We start from the raw sequence: 21,635 nt of genomic DNA, 5'->3' as shown, positions 1-21,635 counted from the left end.
CTGGCGAGTCGCTGACGTGCGCCTTCTCGGCCTGCTCCCCGGTGTTCCCCGCCACTCCCTGCCGGTCGCCGCCCGATGGGGCACGCGTGGGGCACGGGGGGCTCGCTAAGGGCTTCCCAGCCTTCCGGTCTAGGGCCCGTCTTGGGCCTTGGTCGGCTCTCCTGCGGCCCGTGAGCCCTCGGCTCCGAGAATCCGCTCATGTGCCCGTCGCCGCTTCGGCCGAGGGCGGAAGTGATCGAGGACTGCGCCTGTGGCCGTCGCCGCGCCTACGATCAACAAGAGGATGGAGGCGTACCGTAGCGCTCCCTCGCCATACAGGGCCTGATAGCCGAACCAAGCTGTGCCGACACAGCTCATCAGGCCGTTGCCGAGTCTCTTAAGGCGCGGGTTCATGCGCACTCCCGAGTCAGGTATGCCCGAAATCGGGCCTCCTGAGTGTGGCACAGGCGGTGTCTTCAACCCGCACTCGCCCCACTCTCTTCAGCCCACCACGCTCCCCAGCTCCCATCCCGTCTGCCTGGGGCGATGGCAGACGGGATGGGAGCCTCCAGCGCACGCCATTCACGGCCGGCACTCGCGAACGGCGCCCCCGCCATCTCGGAGCCTGAGCGCCCCCCCCGCCGGAGGCACTGCCGTGACGTGCTGCCGCCGTGCGGTGATCACCTCATGGCCTCCGGCCCTACCCACTGTGGGCGCGGAAGCTCAGCACCTTCGACAAGTACGAGGCGCATGTCCGGCTCTACCTGGTGCCGCTCCTCGGTACCAAGCGGCTCGAATCCCTCGGCGTCGCCGATGTCCGCCGGTTCCTCGTCCGCCTGGAGAAGGAGACGACCGCCGCAACCGCCAAGGAATCGCACCGAGTTCTGCGCTCGGCGCTGACCTCGGCCTGCCGCGAGGAACTCATCACGCGCAACGTCGCCAAGCTCGTCGAGCCACCCCGCACAGCCACGCCCGAGCTGCACCCCTGGACCCTCGACGAGACGCTCGACTTCCTCGCCGCCTCCCGCAAGGACCCGCTCTACGCGGCCTTCGTCCTCGCAATCGCCATGGGGCTCCGCGGGGGAGAGATCGTCGGTCTCCGCTGGTCGGACCTCGACCTCGACAACCGCGTCCTCTACGTCCGTCACCAGGTCCAGCGCCGCCGTGGCGTCCTGTACGACGACGACCCCAAGAGCCGCCGTCGCCGAGCTGTCCCACTGCCCGCGCTCTGCATCGCACCCCTCCGCTGGCACCGCTTGCGGCAGGCGGCCGCACGCGCCAAGGCGGGGGAGAAGTGGCAGGACTCCGACTACGTCTTCGCCACCCGCAGCGGCCGCCCCGTCGAGCCGCGCAACCTCTACCGCTCCTTCACCCACGTCGCCGAGTCCGCCGGCCTCCGCGTCATCCGGCTGCACGACGCCCGCCACGGCACCGCCACCCTCCTCACGGCGGCCGGAGTCGCGCCCCGCGTCGTGATGGAGATCCTCGGCCACTCCCAGATCAGCATCACCATGGACGTGTACACCCACGTCGTCCAGGACACCCAGCGCGAAGCCATGAGCCACATGGACCGGCTGCTGAGGAACAGGAAGAGGCGCCCCGGTCGTGCGTGACCGCCTTCGTTGATGTCAAAAGTGGATGTCAAAGGCCCCGGACCATGATCGGTCCGGGGCCTTTTGCCTGGTGCCCCCGGCAGGATTCGAACCTGCGACACCCGCTTTAAGGCGCTCACCTTCGCCCAGGCTGAGGCCGTGCTCAAGGGCGCCGAGGAACCTCGATGCACGCGTACATCGTGCTCGCGCTGCTGACCGGGGCCCGGACTGAAGAACTGCGCGCCCTCACCTGGGACCACGTCTTCCTGAAAGGCCGTCCCGACATGGACCCGCCGCAGCCTCCCCACATCGCCGTCTGGCGCTCTGTCCGGCGCACCGGGGACACCAAGACCCGGAAGTCCCGGCGCACCCTCGCCCTGCCGGCGCGCTGCGTCGAGGCCCTCTGGCAGCAATTCGAAGAGCAGGGCTGGGATCGACTCACCGCTGACGACAAGTGGGAGGAACACGGGCTCGTCTTCTCCTCGGCCGTCGGCAAGCCGCTCGACGCTGCCAACGTCCGCCGCGCCTTCCGCCAGGCGCTCAAGGACGTCGACGGGATCAACGGAGACGAGTGGACGCCGCGGGAACTCCGGCACAGCTTCGTGTCGCTGCTCTCCGACCGCGGCGTGCCGCTGGAAGAGATCTCCCGGCTTGTCGGGCACTCCGGTACGGCCGTCACAGAGGAGGTCTACCGGAAGCAGATTCGGCCCGTGATCCAGACCGGTGCCGTGGTCATGGATGGCATCTTCGGGAGCACTCCGCAGCAGTCGTAAGCACGCAGGAATCGATAGGCACGCAGTTAGACACGCAGCAATGCCAGAGGGCCCTTACCGATTCGGTAAGGGCCCTCTGGCATTGCTATCTAGCTGTCGGGGTGGCGGGATTTGAACCCACGACCTCTTCGTCCCGAACGAAGCGCGCTGCCAAGCTGCGCTACACCCCGATGTCGCTGCTTGTCCTGCTTGTCGCGGCGACGTCGTTTACTTTAGCCCACTGGTGGCTGGAGACGAAATCCGGTTTTGGCGCGGTGGCGGATCGGGTTGGGGCGGGCGTGGTCGAGGGCCACGAGGAGGACGGCGAGGGCGTAGAAGGAGAGGCCGAGGAGGAGGGCGTTGGCCAGGGTGTGCCGGAAACCGTGGGCCTCGGCGTCGAGGAAGGGGTAGAGGTAGCGGCCCGGGGTGGTGGGGGTGATCAGCTCGGCGCGGAGGAGGAGGAAGAGCAGGTAGGCCGTGGGGTAGAGCATCCAGGTCGCCGCCCGGCGCAGGCGCAGGCGACCGGGTGGGGTCAGGAGCAGCCAGTCGAGGGCGGCGGCTGCCGGGGTGACCGTGTGGAGGAGGTGGTTGGTCAGCGAGGCCCAGCCCGTCGGGGCGGCTGTCGGGTCCGTCACCAGGAACCGGGGGGCCGGATCCGTCAGGAGCAGGTGGTACACCAGGCCCGTGATCGTGATGTAGAGCAGCGCGGCGCCGGTCAGGGCGGAGGGGAGCGGGGCGCGGGCCGACCAGGCGCGGCGGGCCGAGGCGAGGGTGACCAGGGCCAGCAGCACGTTGCTCTGGAGGGAGAAGTGGCTCAGCGTGCGCAGTGGGGCGTCCGTGATCACGAGCGCGAGGATCACGCCTGCGGCTGCCGTGCCGGCCAGGAGCAGGCGCAGTACGGCGGCCAGGGGGCGGCGTACGGGGGGCACCACCGCGGAGGCGGGGACGGAGGAGGGCAGGAGCGCGTGGGTCCGCGGAATCGCGGGCAGCTCCGGGATGTCCCGGGGTATCGGCGCGGTCATGCCCCCAAATTAGGCAAATGGGGGAAAGGGGGCGATATGGGTGGGCTGGATGGGGGAATCTTTGTTCTTCTCCCGCTTCGGTCTCGCCTCAGTCCCGCCCCACCAACGTCAGCAGCGTCACCTCCGGCGGGCAGGCGAACCGCACCGGTGTGTAGCGGCTCGCGCCACAGCCCGCCGAGACGTGCAGGTAGGACGTCCGGCCCTCCGCCGTGTGCGTCGACAGGCCCTTCACACGGTCCGTGTCGAGGTCGCAGTTGGTGACGAGGGCGCCGTAGAAGGGGATGCAGAGCTGGCCGCCGTGGGTGTGGCCGGCGAGGATCAGGGGGTAGTCGTCCGCCGTGTACGCGTCGAGGACGCGGAGATACGGCGCGTGCACCACGCCCATCGAGAAGTCCGCGGAGGCCGAGGGGCCGCCGGACACCTGGGCGTACCGGTCCCGCTTGATGTGCGGGTCGTCCACGCCGGTCAGCTCGATCGACATGCCGTCGATCTTCAGGACGCCACGGGTGTTCGTCAGGTTGAGCCAGCCCGCCCCGTCGAAACCGTCCCGCAGGTCCTCCCACGGGTTGTGGACGACGTCGACGGCGGGCGCGTTGCCGTTCAGGCCGTGGCGGCCCTGGACCTTCTCCAGCAGGTAGCGGGCGGGGTTGCGCAGCTTGGGGCCGTAGTAGTCGTTCGACCCGAAGACGTACGCGCCCGGGAAGTCCATCAGGGGACCGAGGGCGTCCAGGGTCTCCGGGATGCCCTCCGGGTCGGAGAGGTTGTCGCCCGTGTTGATCACGAAGTCGGGGCGCAGGCCGGCCAGCGAGCGCAGCCAGCGCTGCTTCTTGCGCTGGCCGCCGACCATGTGGATGTCGGAGACCTGCAGCACGCGCAGCGGGCGCATTCCGGAGGGGAGGACGGGGACCGTCACCCGTCGGAGGCGGAAGGAGCGGGGTTCGATACCCGCCGCGTACACCAGACCGGCGGCGCCAGCCGCCGCGATGGAAAGAGGTACTCCGTATCGCGCGCGCATACGTCCATCGTCTCAGACGCGTTGGGCCCGGCTGACACCTCGTCGGCCGTCGACCCTGAAATGAACGGGCACCGGGCCTGCCACACCTGCGACAATCGCACCCATGACCACGCTCAAGTCGAAGCTGCAGGAAGACCTCAACGCCGCGATCAAGGAGCGCGATGAGCTCCGCTCCTCGACGCTCCGGCTGACCCTCACCGCGATCACCAAGGAGGAGGTCGCGGGCAAGGAGAAGCGCGAGCTCTCCGACGACGAGGTGCAGAAGGTGATCACCCGTGAGGCGAAGAAGCGCCGGGAGGCGGCCGACGCCTTCGCGCAGGGTGGTCGTCCCGAGTCCGCCGAGCGGGAGAAGGCGGAGGGCGAGGTGCTCGCCGCGTACCTGCCGAAGCAGCTCAGCGACGAGGAGCTGAACGACATCGTCGCCCAGGCCGTCGAGGAGGCGAAGGCGGCGGGTGCCGAGGGGCCGCGGGCCATGGGCGCCGTCATGAAGATCGTGAACCCGAAGGTGGCCGGTCAGGCGGAGGGCGGCCGCGTCGCCGCGGTCGTCAAGAAGCTGCTCGCCGGCTGAACCCCGCCCAAGGGTCGCCCCCGGGCCCCCGCCCAAGGGCCACCTCGGCCGGCGCCCCGGGGGCGACCCCGGCTCCGGGCCGACCCCGGGGCGCCGTACAAGCGAAACGGCCCCTGCTCCTCGTACGCCTCACAGCGCAGTACGAGAAGCAGGGGCCGTCCCCTATGTGTCTACCGGCGGAGCGGCTCTCAGCCCCTTCCGCCCCCGTTCCCGTTCCCGTTCCCCTGGAACAGGTTGCCGAAGTCGGTGGAGCCGTCGGACGAGGAGGAGCCGCCGTCGGTCGAGGTGCTGCCGTCGGACGTGCCGCCGTCGAAGAGGCCGCCGATGAAGCCGTCGTTGCCGCCGTCGTTGCCGTTGTTGTTGTCGTCCCCGTCGTCGTTGTCGTCGCCCCGGCCGATGTTGCTGCTCGGGATGGAGACCATGTTGAAGCTGGGGGCGTCCTTGTTCTCCAGGGCGCCGTTCATCGCGTCGCGCCAGATCGGGCCGGGGGTGTCACCGCCGTAGACCTGGGAGTGGTAGACGCCGCCGATGTAGATGTTGTTCATCTGCACCTTCTGGGTGGCGCTGCCAACCCAGACGGCGCCCGAGAGGTTCGGGGTGTAGCCGACGAACCAGGCGTTCTTACGGGAGTCCGTCGTACCGGTCTTACCGGCGTTGTCGCGGCCGGAGAGGCCGGCCTGCTGGCCCGTACCGGAGTCGATCACACCGCTGAGCAGGGTGTTGATGGTGTCCGCGGTCTTCTCGCTCATCGCCCGCGAGCAGGTCGACTTCGGGACCTCCAGCGACTTCTTCTTGCCGTTGGCGATCTGGGTGATCGACTCGATGGCGACCGGGGTGCAGTACATGCCCCGGCTGGCGAAGGTCGCGTACGCGCTCGCCATGGTGAGAGGGGAGAGACCGGTCGAACCGAGGGTCATCGAGGAGGGGACCTCGGGGACCTTGTCGCCGTTGCCCTGGACCACGCCGAGCGCGTCGGTCATCTTCACCACGGGGCACATGCCGATGTCGGCGAGCATCTGCACGAAGTAGGTGTTGACCGACTTCGCCATGGCGGTCTGCAGGTCGTACGGGCCCTTCTCGGACGCGCTCTCGTTCTCCAGCTTGTAGCCGCCGTCGTTCTTCCAGGGGCTGCCGCTGCAGGTCTGGACCGTGGCCGGGTACTGCATCTCGTACGGCGCCGAGTACGTCTGGTTGGCCGGGCGGCCCTCCTCGATCGCGGCCGCGGCCACGAACGGCTTGAAGGTCGAACCGGTCGGGAAGCCGAAGTTGGAGCCGCCCATGGAGGCGTTGACCGAGTAGTTGTACTCGGTCTCGTTCTTGCCGTAGCCGTACGGCTTGGACTGGCCCATTCCGAGGATCTTGCCGGTGCCGGGCTCGACGAGCGTGGCGGCCGCGGCGACCTTGTCCGACTTGTAGACATGCTTCTTCAGGCTGGCCTGCACGGACTTCTGGGACTGCGGGTCGAGCGTGGTCCGGATGGTCAGACCGCCCTGGTTCCAGAGCTTGGCCCGCGCCTCCTTCGTCTTGCCGAAGACCGGGTCGCTGAGGAAGACCCGCTCGACGTACTTGCAGAAGAAGCTGGCGCCCTGCACGGCGGTGATGCAGCCGTTCTTCGGCTGGGTGACCTTCAGGCCCAGCGGGGCCTTCTGCGCCTTGGCGGCCTCGGCCTCCGAGATGTCGCCGACCTCGGCCATGCGCTGCAGGACGGTGTTACGGCGCTTGGTGGCCTCGGTCGCGTCGTTGACCGGGTCGTAGCGGCTCGGGGACTGGACGATGCCGGCCAGCAGGGCCGCCTGCGGGAGGGTGAGGTTCTTGGCGTGCGTGGAGAAGTAGCGCTGGGAGGCCGCCTCGACACCGTAGGCCTGCTCGCCGAAGAACGTGATGTTCAGGTAGTTCTCGAGGATCTTCTTCTTGCCGAGCTCCTCCTCGACCTGGATCGCGTACTTCAGCTCCTTGATCTTGCGGCCGATGGTCTGCTGGGTGGCCTGCGCGACCTTCGTCGGGTCGTCGCCGGCCTCCTCCACGAAGACGTTCTTCACGTACTGCTGGGTGAGCGTCGACGCGCCCTGGGAGACCCCGCTGCTCTGCACGTTCTTGTTGAGGGCGCGCAGGACGCCCTTCAGGTCGATCGCGCCGTGCTGGTAGAAGCGCGAGTCCTCGATCGCGACGATCGCCTTCTGCATGTACGGCGAGATGTTCTTGAGGTCGACCACCGTGCGGTCACGGGAGTAGACCTGCGCGATCTGGGAGCCCTTGGCGTCGAGGATCCTGGTGCGCTGGCTCAGCGGCGGTGTCTTCAGGTTGGCCGGGAGTTCGTCGAACGACTCCACCGACCCCTTCGCGGCCAGTCCCAGGGCGCCGAACGCGGGCAGCGCGATGCCCGCCAGTACGGCTCCGGAGAGCACACTGACACCGAGGAACTTGGCGGCCTGCTGCGTGGCGGACAGGCCACCGCCCGAGCGCTTGTTTGGCATGAGGGCAGCCTACGTTCTCATTCGCCGGACACGCGTATATGCCTTGGCCTAAGCTGCTCCCAACTGTCACAGCAGTAGGGCCACGTATCAATACGTCCGGCGACCCCGAATCGTTCCGGAGGTTCCCCAACTTTTTTGGTGGGGGCGTGCCCGAATCCGCCTTGTGTGTCATCCGGCGTCCGTTGTGACCCAGGAGAACTGCCCCGTTTGCCGGGAAGGTCACGTATGTCGCAGGCTCACTCCCCCGGGTGATCTGCCGCTTACCCATAGTCCGTTCGGGCCATTCAAGATTGGGCCCGAAGGGGGTGTTGCGCTGTGCCCACCTTCCGTAACGTCCTCAACTGGCGGCGGTGAATATGCCGCTGCCGCCGTGGGGGAGCCTCGATTCGGGAGAGGACGGCGCCGGTATGGGCTGGGTTACCGACTGGAGTGCGCAGGCTGCCTGCCGCACTACCGATCCGGATGAACTGTTCGTTCAGGGAGCAGCGCAGAACAGGGCCAAGGCGGTGTGCACCGGATGCCCGGTACGCACCGAATGTCTGGCCGACGCGCTCGACAACCGCGTCGAGTTCGGCGTGTGGGGAGGCATGACGGAGCGCGAGCGCCGCGCTCTGCTGCGCAGGCGACCGACCGTCACCTCGTGGCGCCGGCTGCTGGAGACCGCGCGCTCGGAGTACGAGCGCGGCTCGGGCATCGTGTCGCTCGACGACGACGAGATGTACGAGAACTACGCGGCGGTGAGCTGACGGGAGCCCTCCCGCTCGGGGGAACCTTCCCTCGGGGGACCTTCCTGTTCAGCCGTCGGCAGTCTCGGGCAGCTCCGGCCGATTGGCCGCGAGCCGGCTGCCGATGTCCCGCAGTCCCGCGAGGTCGTGTACGTCGCCGGGCAGCGCCGCCACTTCGGCCACCGCCACCTCCGGATGGAGGGCGGTGAAGCGGTCACGGGTGCGCTGCTCACGGGAGAGCAGGTGCATCCGCTCGGCGTGCAGCCTCAGCAGGCCTGCGGTCAGCTGATCGGCGCTGGGGGAACCGGCCGGGCCGGACCCCTGGTCGGCGGTGGGATCCGTCGTGGGATCGGTTGCGGGATCCGTCGCGGGTTCGGTTGCGGGATCCGTCGCGGGTTCGGTTGCGGGAGATTCTGAACTGCCGTACGTGTCGGGAGAGTTACGAAGGCCAGCTTTCCCGCCGTCCTGATCCACAATGCGGGGCTCTTCAAGATTTTCCGCCGCGGGGGGATCGACAGGGGTGTCGACGGGGCTGTCGGCCAGGTCGAGATTCTCCGCGGCGGCGAGCGCCCGCTCGGCGGACAGCTGGGCCGCGCCGCTGCCATGGACCCGGTTGAGCACCAGCCCGGCCAGCGGCATGCTCTCGGCGGCCAGCCGCTCCACGAAGTACGCGGCCTCCCGCAGCGCGTCCCGCTCGGGGGCCGCCACCACCAGGAACGCCGTCCCCGGCGCCTGGAGCAGCTTGTACGTGGCGTCCGCGCGGGTGCGGAACCCGCCGAACATCGAGTCCATCGCCGCCACGAACGTCTGCACGTCCTTCAGCAACTGCCCGCCCAGCAGCTTGCCGAGCGCGCCCGTCATCATCGACATCCCGACGTTCAGGAACTTCATCCCCGCGCGGCCGCCGACCTTCGCCGGCGCGAGCAGGACACGGATCAGCTTGCCGTCCAGGAACGAACCGAGCCTCTTCGGCGCGTCCAGGAAGTCCAGAGCGGAGCGCGACGGGGGAGTGTCGACGACGATCAGGTCCCACTCGTCCCGGGCGCGCAACTGCCCCAGCTTCTCCATCGCCATGTACTCCTGCGTGCCGGCGAAACCGGCGGAGAGCGACTGATAGAAGGGGTTCGACAGGATCGCGGACGCCCGCTCCGGATCGGCGTGCGACTCGACGATCTCGTCGAACGTGCGCTTCATGTCGAGCATCATCGCGTGCAACTCGCCGTCGCCCTCGACGCCCTTGACCCGGCGGGGGGTGTTGTCGAGCGAGTCGATGCCCATGGACTGGGCGAGCCGGCGCGCCGGGTCGATGGTGAGCACCACCACCTTGCGGCCCCGCTCGGCCGCCCTGAGGCCCAGCGCCGCCGCCGTCGTCGTCTTGCCGACCCCGCCGGAACCGCAGCACACCACGATCCGGGTCGCCGGGTCGTCGAGCAGCGGGTCGAGATCGAGCACGCGCGCGGGGGAGAGCCGGTGCTGTGCCTGGCCCTGGTCCCGACTCATACCGTCCCCCTCATGCGATCTGCTGCTTGCGCAGCTCGGTGGCGAGTTCGTACAGGCCCGCCAGATCCATTCCCTCGGCGAGCAGCGGCAGTTCGTGCAGCGGCAGGCCCAGCTCGCCCAGGACCGCGCGCTGCTCCTGCTCCAGCGCGTGCCGCTCGGCGTACTCCTCGGCCTGCTGCAGCAGCGGGTCCACCAGCCGCTCGGCGTGTCCACCGCGCCGCGCCCCGCCCAGCCCGGCCGCGGACAGCGACCGCGCAATGGAGGAACGTGTCACGGTTCGTACGAGTTCCACCCCGTCCGCGTCCAACACCTCGGGCCGCACCATGTTGACGATGACCCGGCCCACCGGCAGCTTCGCCGCCCGCAGCTCGGCGATGCCGTCCGCGGTCTCCTGGACCGGCATCTCCTCGAGCAGCGTCACCAGGTGCACGGCCGTCTCCGGCGACTTCAGCACCCGCATCACGGCCTGTGCCTGATTGTGTATCGGGCCGATCTTGGCCAGCCCCGCGACCTCGTCGTTCACGTTCAGGAAGCGGGTGACGCGACCGGTCGGCGGGGCGTCCATGACGACGTAGTCGTACACGAACCGCCCGCTCTTGTCCTTGCGCCGGACCGCCTCGCACGCCTTGCCGGTGAGGAGGACGTCCCTCAGGCCGGGTGCGACGGTGGTGGCGAAGTCGATCGCGCCCAGCTTCTTCAGGGCCCGTCCGGCGCCCCCCAGTTTGTAGAACATCTGGAGGTAGTCCAGAAGGGCCAGTTCGGGATCGATGGCGAGCGCGTACACCTCACCACCTCCCGGCGCGACGGCGATCTTGCGTTCCTCGTAGGGCAACGCCTCTGTCTCGAAGAGCTGCGCGATGCCCTGCCGGCCCTCCACCTCGACGAGAAGCGTCCGCTTCCCTGCCGTGGCGAGGGCCAGCGCTAGGGCGGCGGCGACCGTCGTCTTTCCGGTCCCGCCCTTGCCGCTGACGACCTGGAGCCTGCTCACGTCTTCGAGCGTAACCAGTCCATGCCCGAGGCAATCGGGAGGCTGTGGACAACGGGGGGCGGTATCGGCCACATGGCCTGTGGACAACCGGGCCGGAACCAGCCGCCTGGCCTGTACGGGAGCCCCCGGGCGACAGCGGATACAGTCGCCCCATGACCAAGTGGGAATACGCAACCGTGCCGCTGCTCGTCCATGCCACGAAGCAGATTCTGGACACCTGGGGCGAGGACGGCTGGGAGCTCGTCCAGGTCGTCCCCGGGCCGAACAACCCCGAGCAGCTCGTGGCCTACCTGAAGCGGGCCAAGGCATGAGCGGCGTCGAGGCGAAGCTCGCCGAGCTGGGCCTGACCCTGCCGGCCGTGGTGCCGCCCCTCGCGGCCTACCAGCCCGCCGTGCAGTCGGGGCCGTACGTGTTCACCGCCGGCCAGCTGCCCATGGTGGACGGCAAGCTGCCCGTCACCGGCAAGGTCGGCGCCGAGGTCACCCCCGAGGAGGCCAAGGAGCTGGCCCGCACCTGCGCCCTGAACGCGCTGGCCGCCGTGAAGTCGGTCGCCGGCGATCTGGACCGCATCGCACGCGTGGTGAAGGTCGTCGGCTTCGTCGCCTCGGCCTCCGACTTCACGGGCCAGCCCGCCGTCCTCAACGGCGCGAGCGAGCTGCTCGCCGAGGTCCTCGGCGACAAGGGCGTGCACGCGCGCAGCGCGGTCGGCGTCGCGGTGCTGCCGCTGGACGCGCCGGTCGAGGTCGAGATCCAGGTCGAGCTGGTCCCGTAAGGGCCACCGCGGAGGTGCCCTGACCTCGGGCACCTCTCGAACATTCGCTCACCAGGGGATAGCCTCGCGCCCATGGCGAATGGGCAGTGGTTTCCCTCGGACTGGCCGGAACGCATCCGCGCGCTCGCGGACGGGACACTCACGCCCGTCACGCCCAGACGCGCGGCCACCGTCATGCTCCTGAAGGACGGCCCGGCCGGCACCTTCGTCCACATGCTGCGCAGACGCGCCTCCATGGCCTTCGCCGGAGGCGCGTACGCCTATCCGGGCGGCGGCGTCGACCCGCGCGACGACGACCGCCTGGTGCGCTGGGCGGGCCCCACGCGCGCGTGGTGGGCGCGGCGGCTCGGTGTCGACGAGGCGGTGGCGCAGGCGATCGTCTGCGCGGCCGTACGGGAGACGTACGAGGAGGCGGGCGTCCTGCTCGCGGGGCCGGACCCCGACACGCTGGTCGGCGACACGACCGGCGCCGACTGGGAGGCGGACCGTGCGGCCGTGGCCGCCCGTGAGCTGTCCTTCGCGGAGTTCCTGGACCGCCGCGGGCTCGTCCTGCGCTCCGACCTGCTCGGCGCCTGGACGCGCTGGATCACCCCCGAGTTCGAGTCCCGCCGCTACGACACCTGGTTCTTCGTGGCCGCGCTCCCCGAGGGCCAGCGCACCCGCAACGCCTCCACGGAGGCGGACCGCACGGTGTGGATCCGCCCCGGGGAGGCGGCGGACTCGTACGACAAGGGCGAGCTGACGATGATGCCGCCCACGATCGCGACCCTGCGCCAGCTGACCCCGTACGCCACCGCCGCCGAGGCCCTCGCCGCCGCCCCCGGCCGCGATCTGACCCCCGTCCTGGCCGAGGCCCGGCTCACCGACGGCGAGATCGTCCTGACCTGGCCGGGCCACGGTGAGTTCACCAAGCACATCCCGATCCCCGCCGGTGGAGGCCCCGCATGACCGACGCAGCAGCCCTCCCCGGCCAGCCCCGCGGCGGCGTCCTGACCGGACCGGCCACCCCGCGCGCGGTCAACGTCCTCGCCCCCAACGCCTCCGCGATGACCCTGGACGGCACCAACACCTGGATCGTCTCCGAGCCCGATTCCGAGCTGGCGGTCGTGATCGACCCGGGCCCGCTGGACGACGGCCATCTGCGGGCGGTCGTCGACACCGCCGAGCGGGCCGGCAAACGGGTCGCCCTGACCCTGCTGACCCACGGCCACCCCGACCACGCCGAGGGAGCCGTCCGCTTCGCCGAGCTGACCGGTACGCGCGTGCGTGCCCTGGACCCGGCGCTGCGGCTGGGCGACGAGGGGCTGGGCGCCGGAGACGTGATCACGCTGGGCGGCCTGGAGCTGCGGGTCGTGCCGACGCCCGGCCACACCGCCGACTCGCTCTGCTTCCACCTCCCGGCCGACGGGGCCGTCCTGACCGGCGACACGATCCTGGGGCGGGGCACCACGGTCGTGGCGCACCCCGACGGCCGCCTGGGCGACTATCTGGACTCCCTGCGCCGCCTGAGGTCCCTCGCGGTCGACGACGGCGTCCACACGGTCCTCCCGGGCCACGGCCCCGTCCTGGAGGACGCCCAGGGCGCCGTCGAGTTCTACCTCGCCCACCGCGCCCACCGCCTCGCCCAGGTCGAGACGGCCGTCGAGGACGGCTTCCGCACCGCCTCCGACGTCGTCTCCCATGTGTACGCCGATGTCGACCGCACGCTGTGGCCGGCGGCGGAACTCTCCGTACGGGCGCAGATGGAGTACCTGGAGGAGCACGGGCTGATCTAGCGGCCGTTCCCGGGCCTCAGGAGGCGTCCTCGGGCCGGGGAGCCTTGATGCCGTGCACGCGCGCGTACTCGTCCGCGAGCCAGGGCCCCACGTCGTCCACGTACGAGGCGAGGGCGGCCGCGTCGCCCGTCGGCTCGTAGCCGCGCACCGCTGCCGTACGCACCTGCTCGGCCCGCTCGGGGTAGTGGATGGCGAACGCGTCGGCCATCTCGTGCAGATCGCTGGTCCAGCCGTTCCAGCGGGGCATGACCAGAGTGAACGCGGTGCGCACGAGGTGGCGGGACATGGACCGGACGAGGGGCCTGAGGGCCTCCTCCGTCTCGGCCGTCTCCGCGATCCGCGCCCGCCAGCGCGGCAGCAGCAGGGCGAGCTCGCCGTTCGTCTCGCGCGCGAGGAGCGAGTCGGGGCGGTAGCGGGGCAGGTACTCGGCGAGGTCCTCGCCGAGGAGCGGGGTGCACAGACAGGCGACGAAGAACCCCAGGTCGTACCGCTCCAGGTCGCTCAGCACGCGCGTACGGCTGGAAAGCAGCACTCCGCCGCCGTCGATCTGCGGGAACCCCTGGTCGAGGGCCTCGAGCAGGGCCCGGGCGGCGGCCCGGTCCGCCTCGGCCGGCTCGTCGTACAGGACGGCCAGCAGGTCCAGATCGCTGCGCCCCACGCGCGCGGTGCCGCGCGGGATCGACCCGTAGAGGTACGCGCTGTGCAGCCGAGCCCCGAAGAGATCCAGGATCCCGTCCCTGGAGGCCGCGACGAGGGGCCGGAAGCCATGCGGCACGCGCGCGAGGGAGCCTTCGCGGGCGATGTAGCCCTGGGGGTCGAGCCCTCGCAGAGGAACCGTTTCAGCCATGGGGTCACTGTGCCAGGGGTTCGGGGGCGGGTTCGGGGGCGGCAGCCCCCGGTGCCCCTACCGCGACCGCTTGGCGAGCCGCTCCACGTCCAGCAGGATGACCGCCCGCGCCTCCAGGCGCAGCCACCCGCGCTGGGCGAAGTCGGCGAGCGCCTTGTTGACCGTCTCGCGCGAGGCGCCGACGAGCTGGGCCAGCTCCTCCTGCGTGAGGTCGTGGACGACGTGGATGCCCTCCTCGGACTGCACGCCGAAGCGGCGGGAGAGGTCCAGCAGGGCGCGTGCCACGCGGCCGGGGACGTCCGAGAAGACCAGGTCGGACATGGCGTCGTTGGTCTTGCGCAGGCGCCGGGCGACGGCGCGCAGGAGCGCGGCGGCCACCTCGGGGCGGGCGTTCAGCCAGGGCTGGAGGTCGCCGTGGCCGAGGCCGAGCAGCTTGACCTCGGTGAGGGCCGTCGCCGTCGCCGTGCGGGGGCCCGGGTCGAACAGCGACAGCTCGCCGATCAGCTCGCCGGGGCCCACCACGGCCAGCATGTTCTCGCGGCCGTCGGGGGACGTGCGGTGGAGCTTGACCTTGCCCTCGGTGACGACATAGAGCCGGTCGCCCGGGTCGCCCTCGTGGAACAGGGAGTCGCCACGGGCGAGCGTCACCTCACTCATGGAGGCGCGCAGCTCCGCGGCCTGCTCGTCGTCGAGAGCCGCGAAGAGCGGGTTGCGCCGCAGAACGTCGTCCACGAGTTCTCTCCTTGTCGACCTGCTCAGGGGATCTTGTCCCCCGCTTACCAGGGGACCTGGTTCCCCATTTTGCCGGACGGTCCAAACAGTGTGATCTGTCACAAGGATGCCGCACACATGTCCCGAGGTAAGCGGCAGGGGTCCAATTGGGGGCCGATCTTCGGGGTCCGGGGCGGATGTCGGTGCCGGGCTTTAGGCTGGCCGGGTGTCCAAATCGCCGGTGAGAGCACAGGCCAAGGGGGCTGGGCGGGTGGTTGTACGTCGCGATTCCGCTGTGGGCGAACAAGAGTCCGGTGAGGGTAAGAAGACGGCAAAGGTGCCCAAAAAAGACGCTACCGGCAAAGCCGGTAAATCCGCAGGAAAACCGGAGTCGCGGACCGCGCTCGTCCGCCGCGCCCGCCGTATCAACCGCGAACTCGCCGAGGTCTATCCCTACGCCCACCCCGAACTCGACTTCGAGAACCCCTTCCAGCTCGTGGTGGCCACGGTCCTGTCCGCGCAGACCACCGACCTCAGGGTCAACCAGACGACCCCCGGCCTCTTCGCCAAGTACCCCACCCCCGAGGACCTGGCCGCGGCCAACCCCGAGGAGGTCGAGGAGATCCTCCGCCCCTGCGGGTTCTTCCGCGCCAAGACCCGGTCGGTCATAGGGCTCTCCAAGGCCCTGGTGGAGCAGTTCGACGGTGAGGTGCCCGGCCGCCTGGAGGACCTGGTCAAGCTGCCCGGCGTGGGCCGCAAGACCGCCTTCGTGGTCCTGGGCAACGCCTTCGGGCGCCCCGGCATCACCGTGGACACCCACTTCCAGCGGCTTGTACGACGCTGGCGGTGGACCGAGGAGACCGACCCCGACAAGATCGAGGCGGCGATCGGCGCGCTCTTCCCCAAGGGTGACTGGACGGACCTGTCCCATCACGTCATCTGGCACGGCCGCCGCATCTGCCACGCCCGCAAGCCGGCCTGCGGCGCCTGCCCCATCGCCCCGCTCTGCCCGGCGTACGGCGAGGGCGAGACGGACCCGGAGGCGGCGAAGAAGCTCCTGAAGTACGAGAAGGGCGGCTTCCCCGGCCAGCGGCTGAACCCGCCGCAGGCCTACCTCGACGCGGGCGGCCGGCCGGCCCCGCCGCTGGGGGCCGGATGACCGGGCGACCACGGAGACACCCCCGGCGGGCGACCGGGGCACGGCCGACGGAACGATCTACGGGTCCTCGCGCGTTGGACCAGGCAGAACGGGGGGTGGTGTGGCGATGACACGGGTGAGTGGGACGACGAGCGATCCGGCGAGCGAAACGGCAAGCGAAGCGGCAAGCGCTAAGGCGGGGGCCGCCGCGAGCGACAGGACGGGCCACGCGGCCGGGAACGCGGCGGGCCGGTCCGGAGACGCTACGGGCGCTCGGTCCGGCGAGGTGGCAGGCCGGTCCGGCCACGCAGCAGGTGCCGCAGCGGATGGTCCCCGGGGTGGTGCGGTGGTGCTGCGCAAGCAGGGGCTGCCCGGCTGGCTGGATCCGGTCGTGCGGGTCGTGGAGACGGTCCAGCCGCGCCAGCTCAGCCGCTTTCTGCCGCCGCAGGACGGCGCGGGACGCCAGTCGGCGGTCCTCGTGCTGTTCGGAGAGGGCGAGCGTGGCCCCGAGCTGCTGCTGATGGAGCGGGCCGGCTCGCTGCGCTCGCACGCGGGACAGCCCTCCTTCCCCGGCGGCGCCCTCGATCCGGAGGACGGCGATCCGCAGGGCGACGGGCCCCTGCGGGCCGCACTGCGCGAGGCCGAGGAGGAGACCGGACTCGACCCCTCGGGCGTCCAGCTCTTCGGCGTCCTGCCCACGCTGTACATCCCGGTCAGCGGCTTCGTCGTGACGTCCGTCCTGGGCTGGTGGCGCGAGCCGAGCCCGGTGGGCGTCGTCGACCCGAACGAGACGGCCCGGGTCTTCACGGTCCCCGTGGCCGATCTCACGGATCCGGCCAACCGGGCCACCACCGTCCACCCCAGCGGCCACCGAGGTCCGGCATTCCTGGTCGAATCGGCGCTCGTCTGGGGCTTCACGGCCGGCGTCATCGACCGCCTGCTGCACTTCGCGGGCTGGGAGCGCCCCTGGGACCGGGAGAAGCAGGTCCCGCTCGACTGGCGGTCATGACAGGGTGAACCCCGTGAACGTGCTGGACATCTTGTTGCTGGTCGCGGCCGTCTGGTTCGCGGTGGTCGGCTTCCGCCAGGGCTTCGTCGTCGGCATCCTGTCGGTGATCGGCTTCCTGGGCGGCGGCCTGGTCGCCGTCTACCTGCTGCCGGTGATCTGGGACTGGCTCACCGACAACGCCGAGGTCAGCACCACGGCCGCCGTCGTCGCCGTCGTCGTCGTGATCGTCTGCGCCTCGGTCGGACAGGCCCTGACCACCCATCTCGGCAACAAGCTGCGCCGGTACATCACCTGGTCCCCGGCCCGCGCCCTGGACGCCACCGGCGGCGCGCTGGTGAACGTCGTCGCCATGCTGCTGGTGGCCTGGCTGATCGGCTCCGCCCTGGCCGGCACCACCCTGCCGACCCTCGGCAAGGAGGTCCGCAACTCCACCGTGCTCCAGGGGGTGTCCCGGGCGCTGCCCGACCAGGCCGACACCTGGTTCGCCGACTTCTCCTCCGTCCTCGCGCAGAACGGCTTCCCGCAGGTCTTCAGCCCGTTCGCCAACGAGCCGATCACCGACGTCCAGCCGCCCGACCCGGCCCTCGCGGGCAGCGCCGTCGCCACGCGCGCGCAGCGCTCCATCGTCAAGGTGATGGGCACCGCCGAGAGTTGCGGCAAGGTCCTGGAGGGCACCGGCTTCGTCTTCGGCGAGCGCCGCGTCATGACCAACGCGCATGTCGTGGGCGGCGTCGACGAGCCGACCGTGCAGATCGGCGGCGAGGGCCGCAAGTACGACGCGACGGTCGTCCTGTACGACTGGAAGCGCGACATCGCCGTGCTCGACGTACCGGACCTCGACGCGCCCGTGCTGCGGTTCACCACCGACGACGCGAGCACCGGCGCCGACGCGATCGTCGCCGGGTTCCCGGAGAACGGGTCGTACGACGTCCGTGCCGCGCGCGTGCGCGGCCGCATCACGGCCAACGGCCCGGACATCTACCACCGCGGCACCGTGCGCCGCGATGTGTACTCGCTCTACACGATCGTCCGCCAGGGCAACTCCGGCGGCCCGCTGCTCACCCCCGACGGCCGGGTGTACGGCGTGGTCTTCGCGAAGTCGCTCGACGACGCCGACACCGGGTACGCGCTCACCGCCGACGAGATCCAGCAGGACATCCTCAACGGACGTACCGCCGGACAGCAGGTGGACAGCGACCGCTGCGCCCTCTAGCGGCGGGCGCGGCGGTCAGCCGGTCGACACGGTCGTGGGCGTCAGCCTCGAGGGTGACGCAGGCGTACCGAGACCCAGCGGGCCCGGCGGCGCAGGATGCGCGGAATGCCCACCCGGAGGTCGGAGCCCGTCAGCTGCGGGTCGGTGCCTCGTTGGTGGGAGCTCAGGCCAGCGGCCGAGCGGCGGTTGCGTGCTGCGTCACTGTAGTCGTGCGTCCAGCCCATACCCCGACGTCTGCCCCCGCCCCAAGGTCGATAACCGCCCCGAGGCCCGCCAATTGGCCTATGCGCCGGGCAATTGGCCGCTTGTCGTACAGGCGTTTCATGCGGTCGTACGGCGGCGGGTACCGGGTGCGAGCGATCGGTCACCGATCGGGTTCGGGATCCTTTAGCCAATTGACCAGTTCGGTGGAGAAAGCGACCGGATCCTCTTCGTGAGGGAAGTGGCCCAGCCCGTCGAACAGCCGCCAGCGGTACGGCGCCTCCACATACTCGCCGGAGCCCGCCGCGCTGCGGGTGCGCATCACCGGGTCGAGTGACCCGTGCAGATGGAGCGTGGGGACGCGCACGGGCCGCTTCATGCGCCGGTAGAACTGGACGCCGTCCGGCCGCGCCATCGAGCGCACCAGCCACCGGTACGGCTCGACCGAGCAGTGCGCGGTGGAGGGGATGCACATCGCGCGCCGGTACGTCTCCAGCGCCTCGTCCTCCGGCGGCCGTGGCCCGGACCAGTCCCGGATCAGCCGGGCCACCAGTTCCCCGTCGTCGGCGGTGAGCTGCCGCTCGGGGATCCACGGCCGCTGGAACCCCCAGATGTGGGAACTCGCGGCCGACTGCCGGACGTCGGCGAGCATCGCCGAGCGCCAGCGCCGCGGGTGCGGCATCGAGGCCACTGCGAGCCGCCGGACCAGCTTGGGGCGCATCACGGCGGCCGTCCACGCCAGATAGCCGCCCAGGTCGTGGCCGACGAGCGCGGCGTCCGGCTCGCCGAGCGAGCGGATCACGCCGGTGATGTCGAGGGCGAGGTTGGCCGGGTCGTAGCCCCGGGGCGTACGGTCGCTGCCGCCCACGCCCCGCAGGTCCATGGCGACGGCCCGGAAGCCGGCGTCGGCGAGTGCGCCGAGCTGGTGGCGCCAGGTCCACCAGAACTGCGGGAAGCCGTGGACCAGCATGACCAGCGGCCCGTCACCGGCCTCCGCGATATGGAAGCGGGCGCCGTTCGCGGCCACCTCACGATGGGTCACCTTGGTGCCGTCGGCGTATTCCGGCCGTACGACCGAGGTGGGATGCGCCGAAGGGGTGGCGGGGTCCGTCATGACGTCGAGCGTGCCACAGCCTCGATGGCCTCCGGGACCCGGTCCGGCGCGAGCTCCGGTCGCGGGTGCGGCTTGGCCTTCTGCAGGACGCCCGCGCTCTCCTTCATCGACGCGGCCACCTTCTGCGGGCCCTGGCTCTTCTTGGCCTTCTTCGCGAACACCACGCCGATCAGCACCAGGACGAGCGCGACGAGCACGTTCGCCGCGAAGGACAGCAGGAAGCAGATCGCGAGGTTCCAGTCGCTCCAGGTCCGAATGCCGTACGCCAGCGCGAAGTTCAGCATCGGCAGGGAGAACACCAGGACCGCGCCGGCCACCGTGAACGCGCCGCCGCTCGTCGCGCCGCGTTTGACGTCCTGCTTGAGCTGCGCCTTCGCCAGCGCGATCTCGTCGTGCACCAGCGCCGACATCTCGGTCGTCGCCGAGGCGAACAGCTGGCCGATGCTGGCTTCGGCGCCGACCGGGCTGCCGTCGGGTGCGCTCATCGCGGTCTCCCTCGCTTCTTTTGTACCGTCCCGTCAGATCATGCCGGACCGTCGCCGTCCTCGCCTGCCCCGCCCGGTACTTCGGCCGCCATCCGGTGCCCGGGATCCGGCTCCGCGGCCGTCCCCTCACGGGTGATCTCCGCGGCGATACGGCGGTGCTCGGCGGCCTTGCGGTCATGGATCTCGGCCATGCGCAGGTGGTACGCCGGGTCGTCCTGCTCGTAGACGTCCGGGATGCCGTCGCTGTCCTCGTCGCGCTCCTCGGTCTCGTAGAGCCGGCGGTAGCGGGCGTTGCGCAGCTTCAGCAGGACGGTCGCGCAGGTCGCCGCGATGAGTGAGCCCGTCAGGACCGCGGCCTTGACCTCGTCGGTGAGGGTCGGGTCGCCCGCGAAGGCCAGTTCGCCGATGAGCAGCGAGACGGTGAAGCCGATGCCGGAGAGCGAGGCGACGGCGAGGACGTCCGCCCATGCCAGGTCCTCGCTGAGGGAGGCGCGGGTGAAGCGGGCGGTCAGCCAGGTGCCGCCGAAGATGCCGACCGTCTTGCCGACGACGAGTCCGAGGACGACCCCGAGGGTCTCCGGCCTGGTGAACACCTCGCCGAGTGCCCCGCCCGAGATCGTCACGCCCGCGCTGAACAGCGCGAACAGCGGTACGGCGAGACCTGCGGAGAGCGGGCGCACGAGATGCTCGATGTGTTCGCCGGGGGAGTGCTCTTCGCCCTCGCGGGTGGTGCAGCGCAGCATCAGACCCATGGCGACGCCGGCGATGGTCGCGTGGACGCCGCTGTTGTACATCAGCGCCCAGATCACCAGCGCGAGCGGCACGTACACGTACCAGCCGCGTACGCCCCGGCGCAGCAACACCCAGAACACGGCGAGGCCCGCGACGGCGCCGCCCAGCGCGGCGAAGTGGATCGTGTCGGTGAAGAAGACCGCGATGATCAGGATCGCGAACAGGTCGTCGACGACGGCGAGGGTGAGCAGGAAGGCGCGCAGGGCGCTCGGCAGCGAGGTCCCGATGACGGCGAGCACGGCGAGCGCGAAGGCGATGTCGGTGGCGGTGGGCACGGCCCAGCCGCCCTCGTCGCCGCCTCCGGTGAGGCTGGTGAGGGTGTAGACGAGCGCGGGTACGGCCATCCCGCACAGCGCGGCCGCGACGGGCAGCGCGGCGGCCCTGGGGTCCTTCAGCTCCCCGGCGACCAGCTCACGCTTGAGTTCGATGCCGGCGACGAAGAAGAAGAGCGCGAGGAGGCCGTCGGCCGCCCAGTGCTCGACCGACAGACGCAGTCCCAGGGACGCGGGGCCGAGGTGGTAGTGGCTGACGGTCTCGTAGCTGTCGTGCAGTGCGGGGACGTTCGCCCAGAGCAGCGCGGTCACGGCGGCGAGGAGCAACAGGACACCGCCGACGGTCTCGGTCCGCAGCGCGTCCGTGACATACGTCCGCTCGGGGAGGGAGAGCCGTCCGAAGAGTTTACGGGCGGTGGAGGTACGTGGGGCGGTCACGGGGGAGACCTCCGGTCGGTGGGCAGCAGGTATCACCTGCCGACCAGACTTCCCGGCTCACCTGTTTTGCTTAGTTTACCTAAGGTGGGCGAAAACGGGCACCCGGCGCGGTCCGCCGGGTGCCCGTGACGGTTCTCCTGGGGTCCCTCGTCCCGGGGTCAGTCCTCGCTCGGTGCTGCGGGGAGCTTGGCCTGGATGAGGTCCATGACGGTGGAGTCGGTGAGGGTGGTGACGTCGCCGAGTCGGCGGTTTT

General features: G+C 70.5%; 20 protein-coding genes, 1 tRNA gene and 2 pseudogenes. 11 read left to right on the top strand and 12 right to left on the bottom strand.

The genetic code is table 11. The features are described from left to right. Positions 1-695: 695 nt before the first annotated feature. Both ABZ464_RS27020 and ABZ464_RS27015 read left to right on the top strand, forming a co-directional pair. Positions 696-1,592 (top strand): annotated as a pseudogene (locus ABZ464_RS27020) (site-specific integrase); the annotation flags it as partial. A gap of 108 nt (positions 1,593-1,700) precedes the next feature. Next, positions 1,701-2,344, top strand: a pseudogene (locus ABZ464_RS27015) (site-specific integrase); the annotation flags it as partial. 96 nt (positions 2,345-2,440) lie between these two features. Here ABZ464_RS27015 and ABZ464_RS27010 read toward each other — a convergent pair. The 3 genes from ABZ464_RS27010 to ABZ464_RS27000 form a co-directional block, all read right to left on the bottom strand. Further along, positions 2,441-2,514, bottom strand: a tRNA-Pro gene (locus tag ABZ464_RS27010). A 42-nt stretch (positions 2,515-2,556) separates the two neighbouring features. Beyond that, on the bottom strand, positions 2,557-3,345 hold the full coding sequence (locus ABZ464_RS27005) for a Pr6Pr family membrane protein (protein WP_359280517.1): 789 nt from the start codon (positions 3,343-3,345) through the stop codon (positions 2,557-2,559). Between the two features lie 88 nt (positions 3,346-3,433). Next, a complete protein-coding gene (locus ABZ464_RS27000) occupies positions 3,434-4,360 on the bottom strand; it encodes a metallophosphoesterase (RefSeq protein ID WP_359280516.1) in 927 nt (308 codons plus the stop codon). 103 nt (positions 4,361-4,463) lie between these two features. On the opposite strand from ABZ464_RS27000, the gene ABZ464_RS26995 reads away from it, so the two are divergent. Further along, positions 4,464-4,928: a GatB/YqeY domain-containing protein gene (locus tag ABZ464_RS26995; RefSeq protein WP_359280514.1), complete on the top strand. Its 465-nt coding sequence runs from the start codon at positions 4,464-4,466 to the stop codon at positions 4,926-4,928. A 188-nt stretch (positions 4,929-5,116) separates the two neighbouring features. Here the strand turns inward: ABZ464_RS26995 and ABZ464_RS26990 are convergent, their stop codons facing one another. Continuing rightward, complete coding sequence (locus tag ABZ464_RS26990; RefSeq protein ID WP_359280512.1) at positions 5,117-7,402, bottom strand: transglycosylase domain-containing protein; 2,286 nt, start codon at positions 7,400-7,402, stop codon at positions 5,117-5,119. A gap of 407 nt (positions 7,403-7,809) precedes the next feature. On the opposite strand from ABZ464_RS26990, the gene wblA reads away from it, so the two are divergent. Next, positions 7,810-8,148, top strand: coding sequence for a transcriptional regulator WblA (gene wblA, locus ABZ464_RS26985; RefSeq protein WP_055634507.1), 339 nt, complete (start codon positions 7,810-7,812; stop codon positions 8,146-8,148). 48 nt (positions 8,149-8,196) lie between these two features. Here wblA and ABZ464_RS26980 read toward each other — a convergent pair whose 3' ends face one another. Both ABZ464_RS26980 and ABZ464_RS26975 read right to left on the bottom strand, forming a co-directional pair. Continuing rightward, complete coding sequence (locus ABZ464_RS26980) at positions 8,197-9,627, bottom strand: ArsA family ATPase (protein WP_359280510.1); 1,431 nt, start codon at positions 9,625-9,627, stop codon at positions 8,197-8,199. A gap of 10 nt (positions 9,628-9,637) precedes the next feature. Continuing rightward, a complete protein-coding gene (locus ABZ464_RS26975) occupies positions 9,638-10,615 on the bottom strand; it encodes an ArsA-related P-loop ATPase (RefSeq protein WP_359280509.1) in 978 nt (325 codons plus the stop codon). 152 nt (positions 10,616-10,767) lie between these two features. On the opposite strand from ABZ464_RS26975, the gene ABZ464_RS26970 reads away from it, so the two are divergent. The 4 genes from ABZ464_RS26970 (at position 10,768) to ABZ464_RS26955 (ending at position 13,162) form a co-directional block, all read left to right on the top strand. After that, positions 10,768-10,926 (top strand): DUF4177 domain-containing protein, encoded by a 159-nt coding sequence (locus ABZ464_RS26970; protein ID WP_020129281.1) that lies wholly within the window; start codon positions 10,768-10,770, stop codon positions 10,924-10,926. Then, complete coding sequence (locus ABZ464_RS26965) at positions 10,923-11,387, top strand: RidA family protein (protein WP_359280508.1); 465 nt, start codon at positions 10,923-10,925, stop codon at positions 11,385-11,387. Before ABZ464_RS26970 ends, ABZ464_RS26965 begins: the two co-directional genes overlap by 4 nt. A gap of 72 nt (positions 11,388-11,459) precedes the next feature. Beyond that, positions 11,460-12,335, top strand: a complete 876-nt coding sequence (locus ABZ464_RS26960) for an NUDIX hydrolase (protein ID WP_359280507.1) — start codon at positions 11,460-11,462, stop codon at positions 12,333-12,335. Then, a complete protein-coding gene (locus ABZ464_RS26955) occupies positions 12,332-13,162 on the top strand; it encodes an MBL fold metallo-hydrolase (RefSeq protein WP_359280505.1) in 831 nt (276 codons plus the stop codon). Before ABZ464_RS26960 ends, ABZ464_RS26955 begins: the two co-directional genes overlap by 4 nt. Positions 13,163-13,178: 16 nt before the next feature. On the opposite strand, the gene ABZ464_RS26950 is transcribed toward ABZ464_RS26955, so the two are convergent. Continuing rightward, complete coding sequence (locus ABZ464_RS26950) at positions 13,179-14,009, bottom strand: nucleotidyltransferase domain-containing protein (RefSeq protein ID WP_359280504.1); 831 nt, start codon at positions 14,007-14,009, stop codon at positions 13,179-13,181. Between the two features lie 57 nt (positions 14,010-14,066). After that, positions 14,067-14,741, bottom strand: a complete 675-nt coding sequence (locus ABZ464_RS26945; protein ID WP_029382547.1) for a Crp/Fnr family transcriptional regulator — start codon at positions 14,739-14,741, stop codon at positions 14,067-14,069. Between the two features lie 316 nt (positions 14,742-15,057). Between ABZ464_RS26945 and nth the strand changes: the two genes are divergently transcribed. The 3 genes from nth to ABZ464_RS26930 all read left to right on the top strand — a co-directional run bounded on the left by nth (position 15,058) and on the right by ABZ464_RS26930 (position 18,080). Beyond that, entirely contained in the window at positions 15,058-15,879 is an 822-nt protein-coding gene (nth, locus tag ABZ464_RS26940) for an endonuclease III (RefSeq protein ID WP_359280502.1), read from the top strand. 325 nt (positions 15,880-16,204) lie between these two features. Further along, a complete protein-coding gene (locus ABZ464_RS26935) occupies positions 16,205-16,867 on the top strand; it encodes a CoA pyrophosphatase (protein WP_359280501.1) in 663 nt (220 codons plus the stop codon). 13 nt (positions 16,868-16,880) lie between these two features. Next, the gene (locus tag ABZ464_RS26930) at positions 16,881-18,080 is read left to right on the top strand and encodes a MarP family serine protease (protein WP_359280499.1); all 1,200 of its coding nucleotides are present in this window, start codon (positions 16,881-16,883) and stop codon (positions 18,078-18,080) included. Between the two features lie 41 nt (positions 18,081-18,121). Here ABZ464_RS26930 and ABZ464_RS26925 read toward each other — a convergent pair whose 3' ends face one another. From ABZ464_RS26925 to nhaA, 4 genes are all read right to left on the bottom strand, one after another. Further along, positions 18,122-18,304 carry a hypothetical protein gene (locus tag ABZ464_RS26925; protein WP_079062021.1) on the bottom strand — a complete coding sequence of 61 codons (183 nt, stop codon included), beginning with the start codon at positions 18,302-18,304 and terminating at the stop codon, positions 18,122-18,124. Between the two features lie 140 nt (positions 18,305-18,444). Then, on the bottom strand, positions 18,445-19,395 hold the full coding sequence (locus tag ABZ464_RS26920; protein WP_359280497.1) for an alpha/beta hydrolase: 951 nt from the start codon (positions 19,393-19,395) through the stop codon (positions 18,445-18,447). Continuing rightward, positions 19,392-19,880 carry a phage holin family protein gene (locus ABZ464_RS26915; RefSeq protein ID WP_359280496.1) on the bottom strand — a complete coding sequence of 163 codons (489 nt, stop codon included), beginning with the start codon at positions 19,878-19,880 and terminating at the stop codon, positions 19,392-19,394. The genes ABZ464_RS26920 and ABZ464_RS26915 overlap by 4 nt, the downstream gene beginning before the upstream one ends. Before the next feature lie 38 nt (positions 19,881-19,918). After that, entirely contained in the window at positions 19,919-21,382 is a 1,464-nt protein-coding gene (gene nhaA, locus ABZ464_RS26910; protein ID WP_359280495.1) for a Na+/H+ antiporter NhaA, read from the bottom strand. Positions 21,383-21,635: the final 253 nt, after the last annotated feature.

Source organism: Streptomyces sp. NPDC005820, from assembly GCF_040630255.1.
GTDB lineage: Bacteria > Actinomycetota > Actinomycetes > Streptomycetales > Streptomycetaceae > Streptomyces.
Note: the sequence above shows the minus strand (reverse complement) of the source record. Positions and strands in the feature narration are given on the sequence as shown.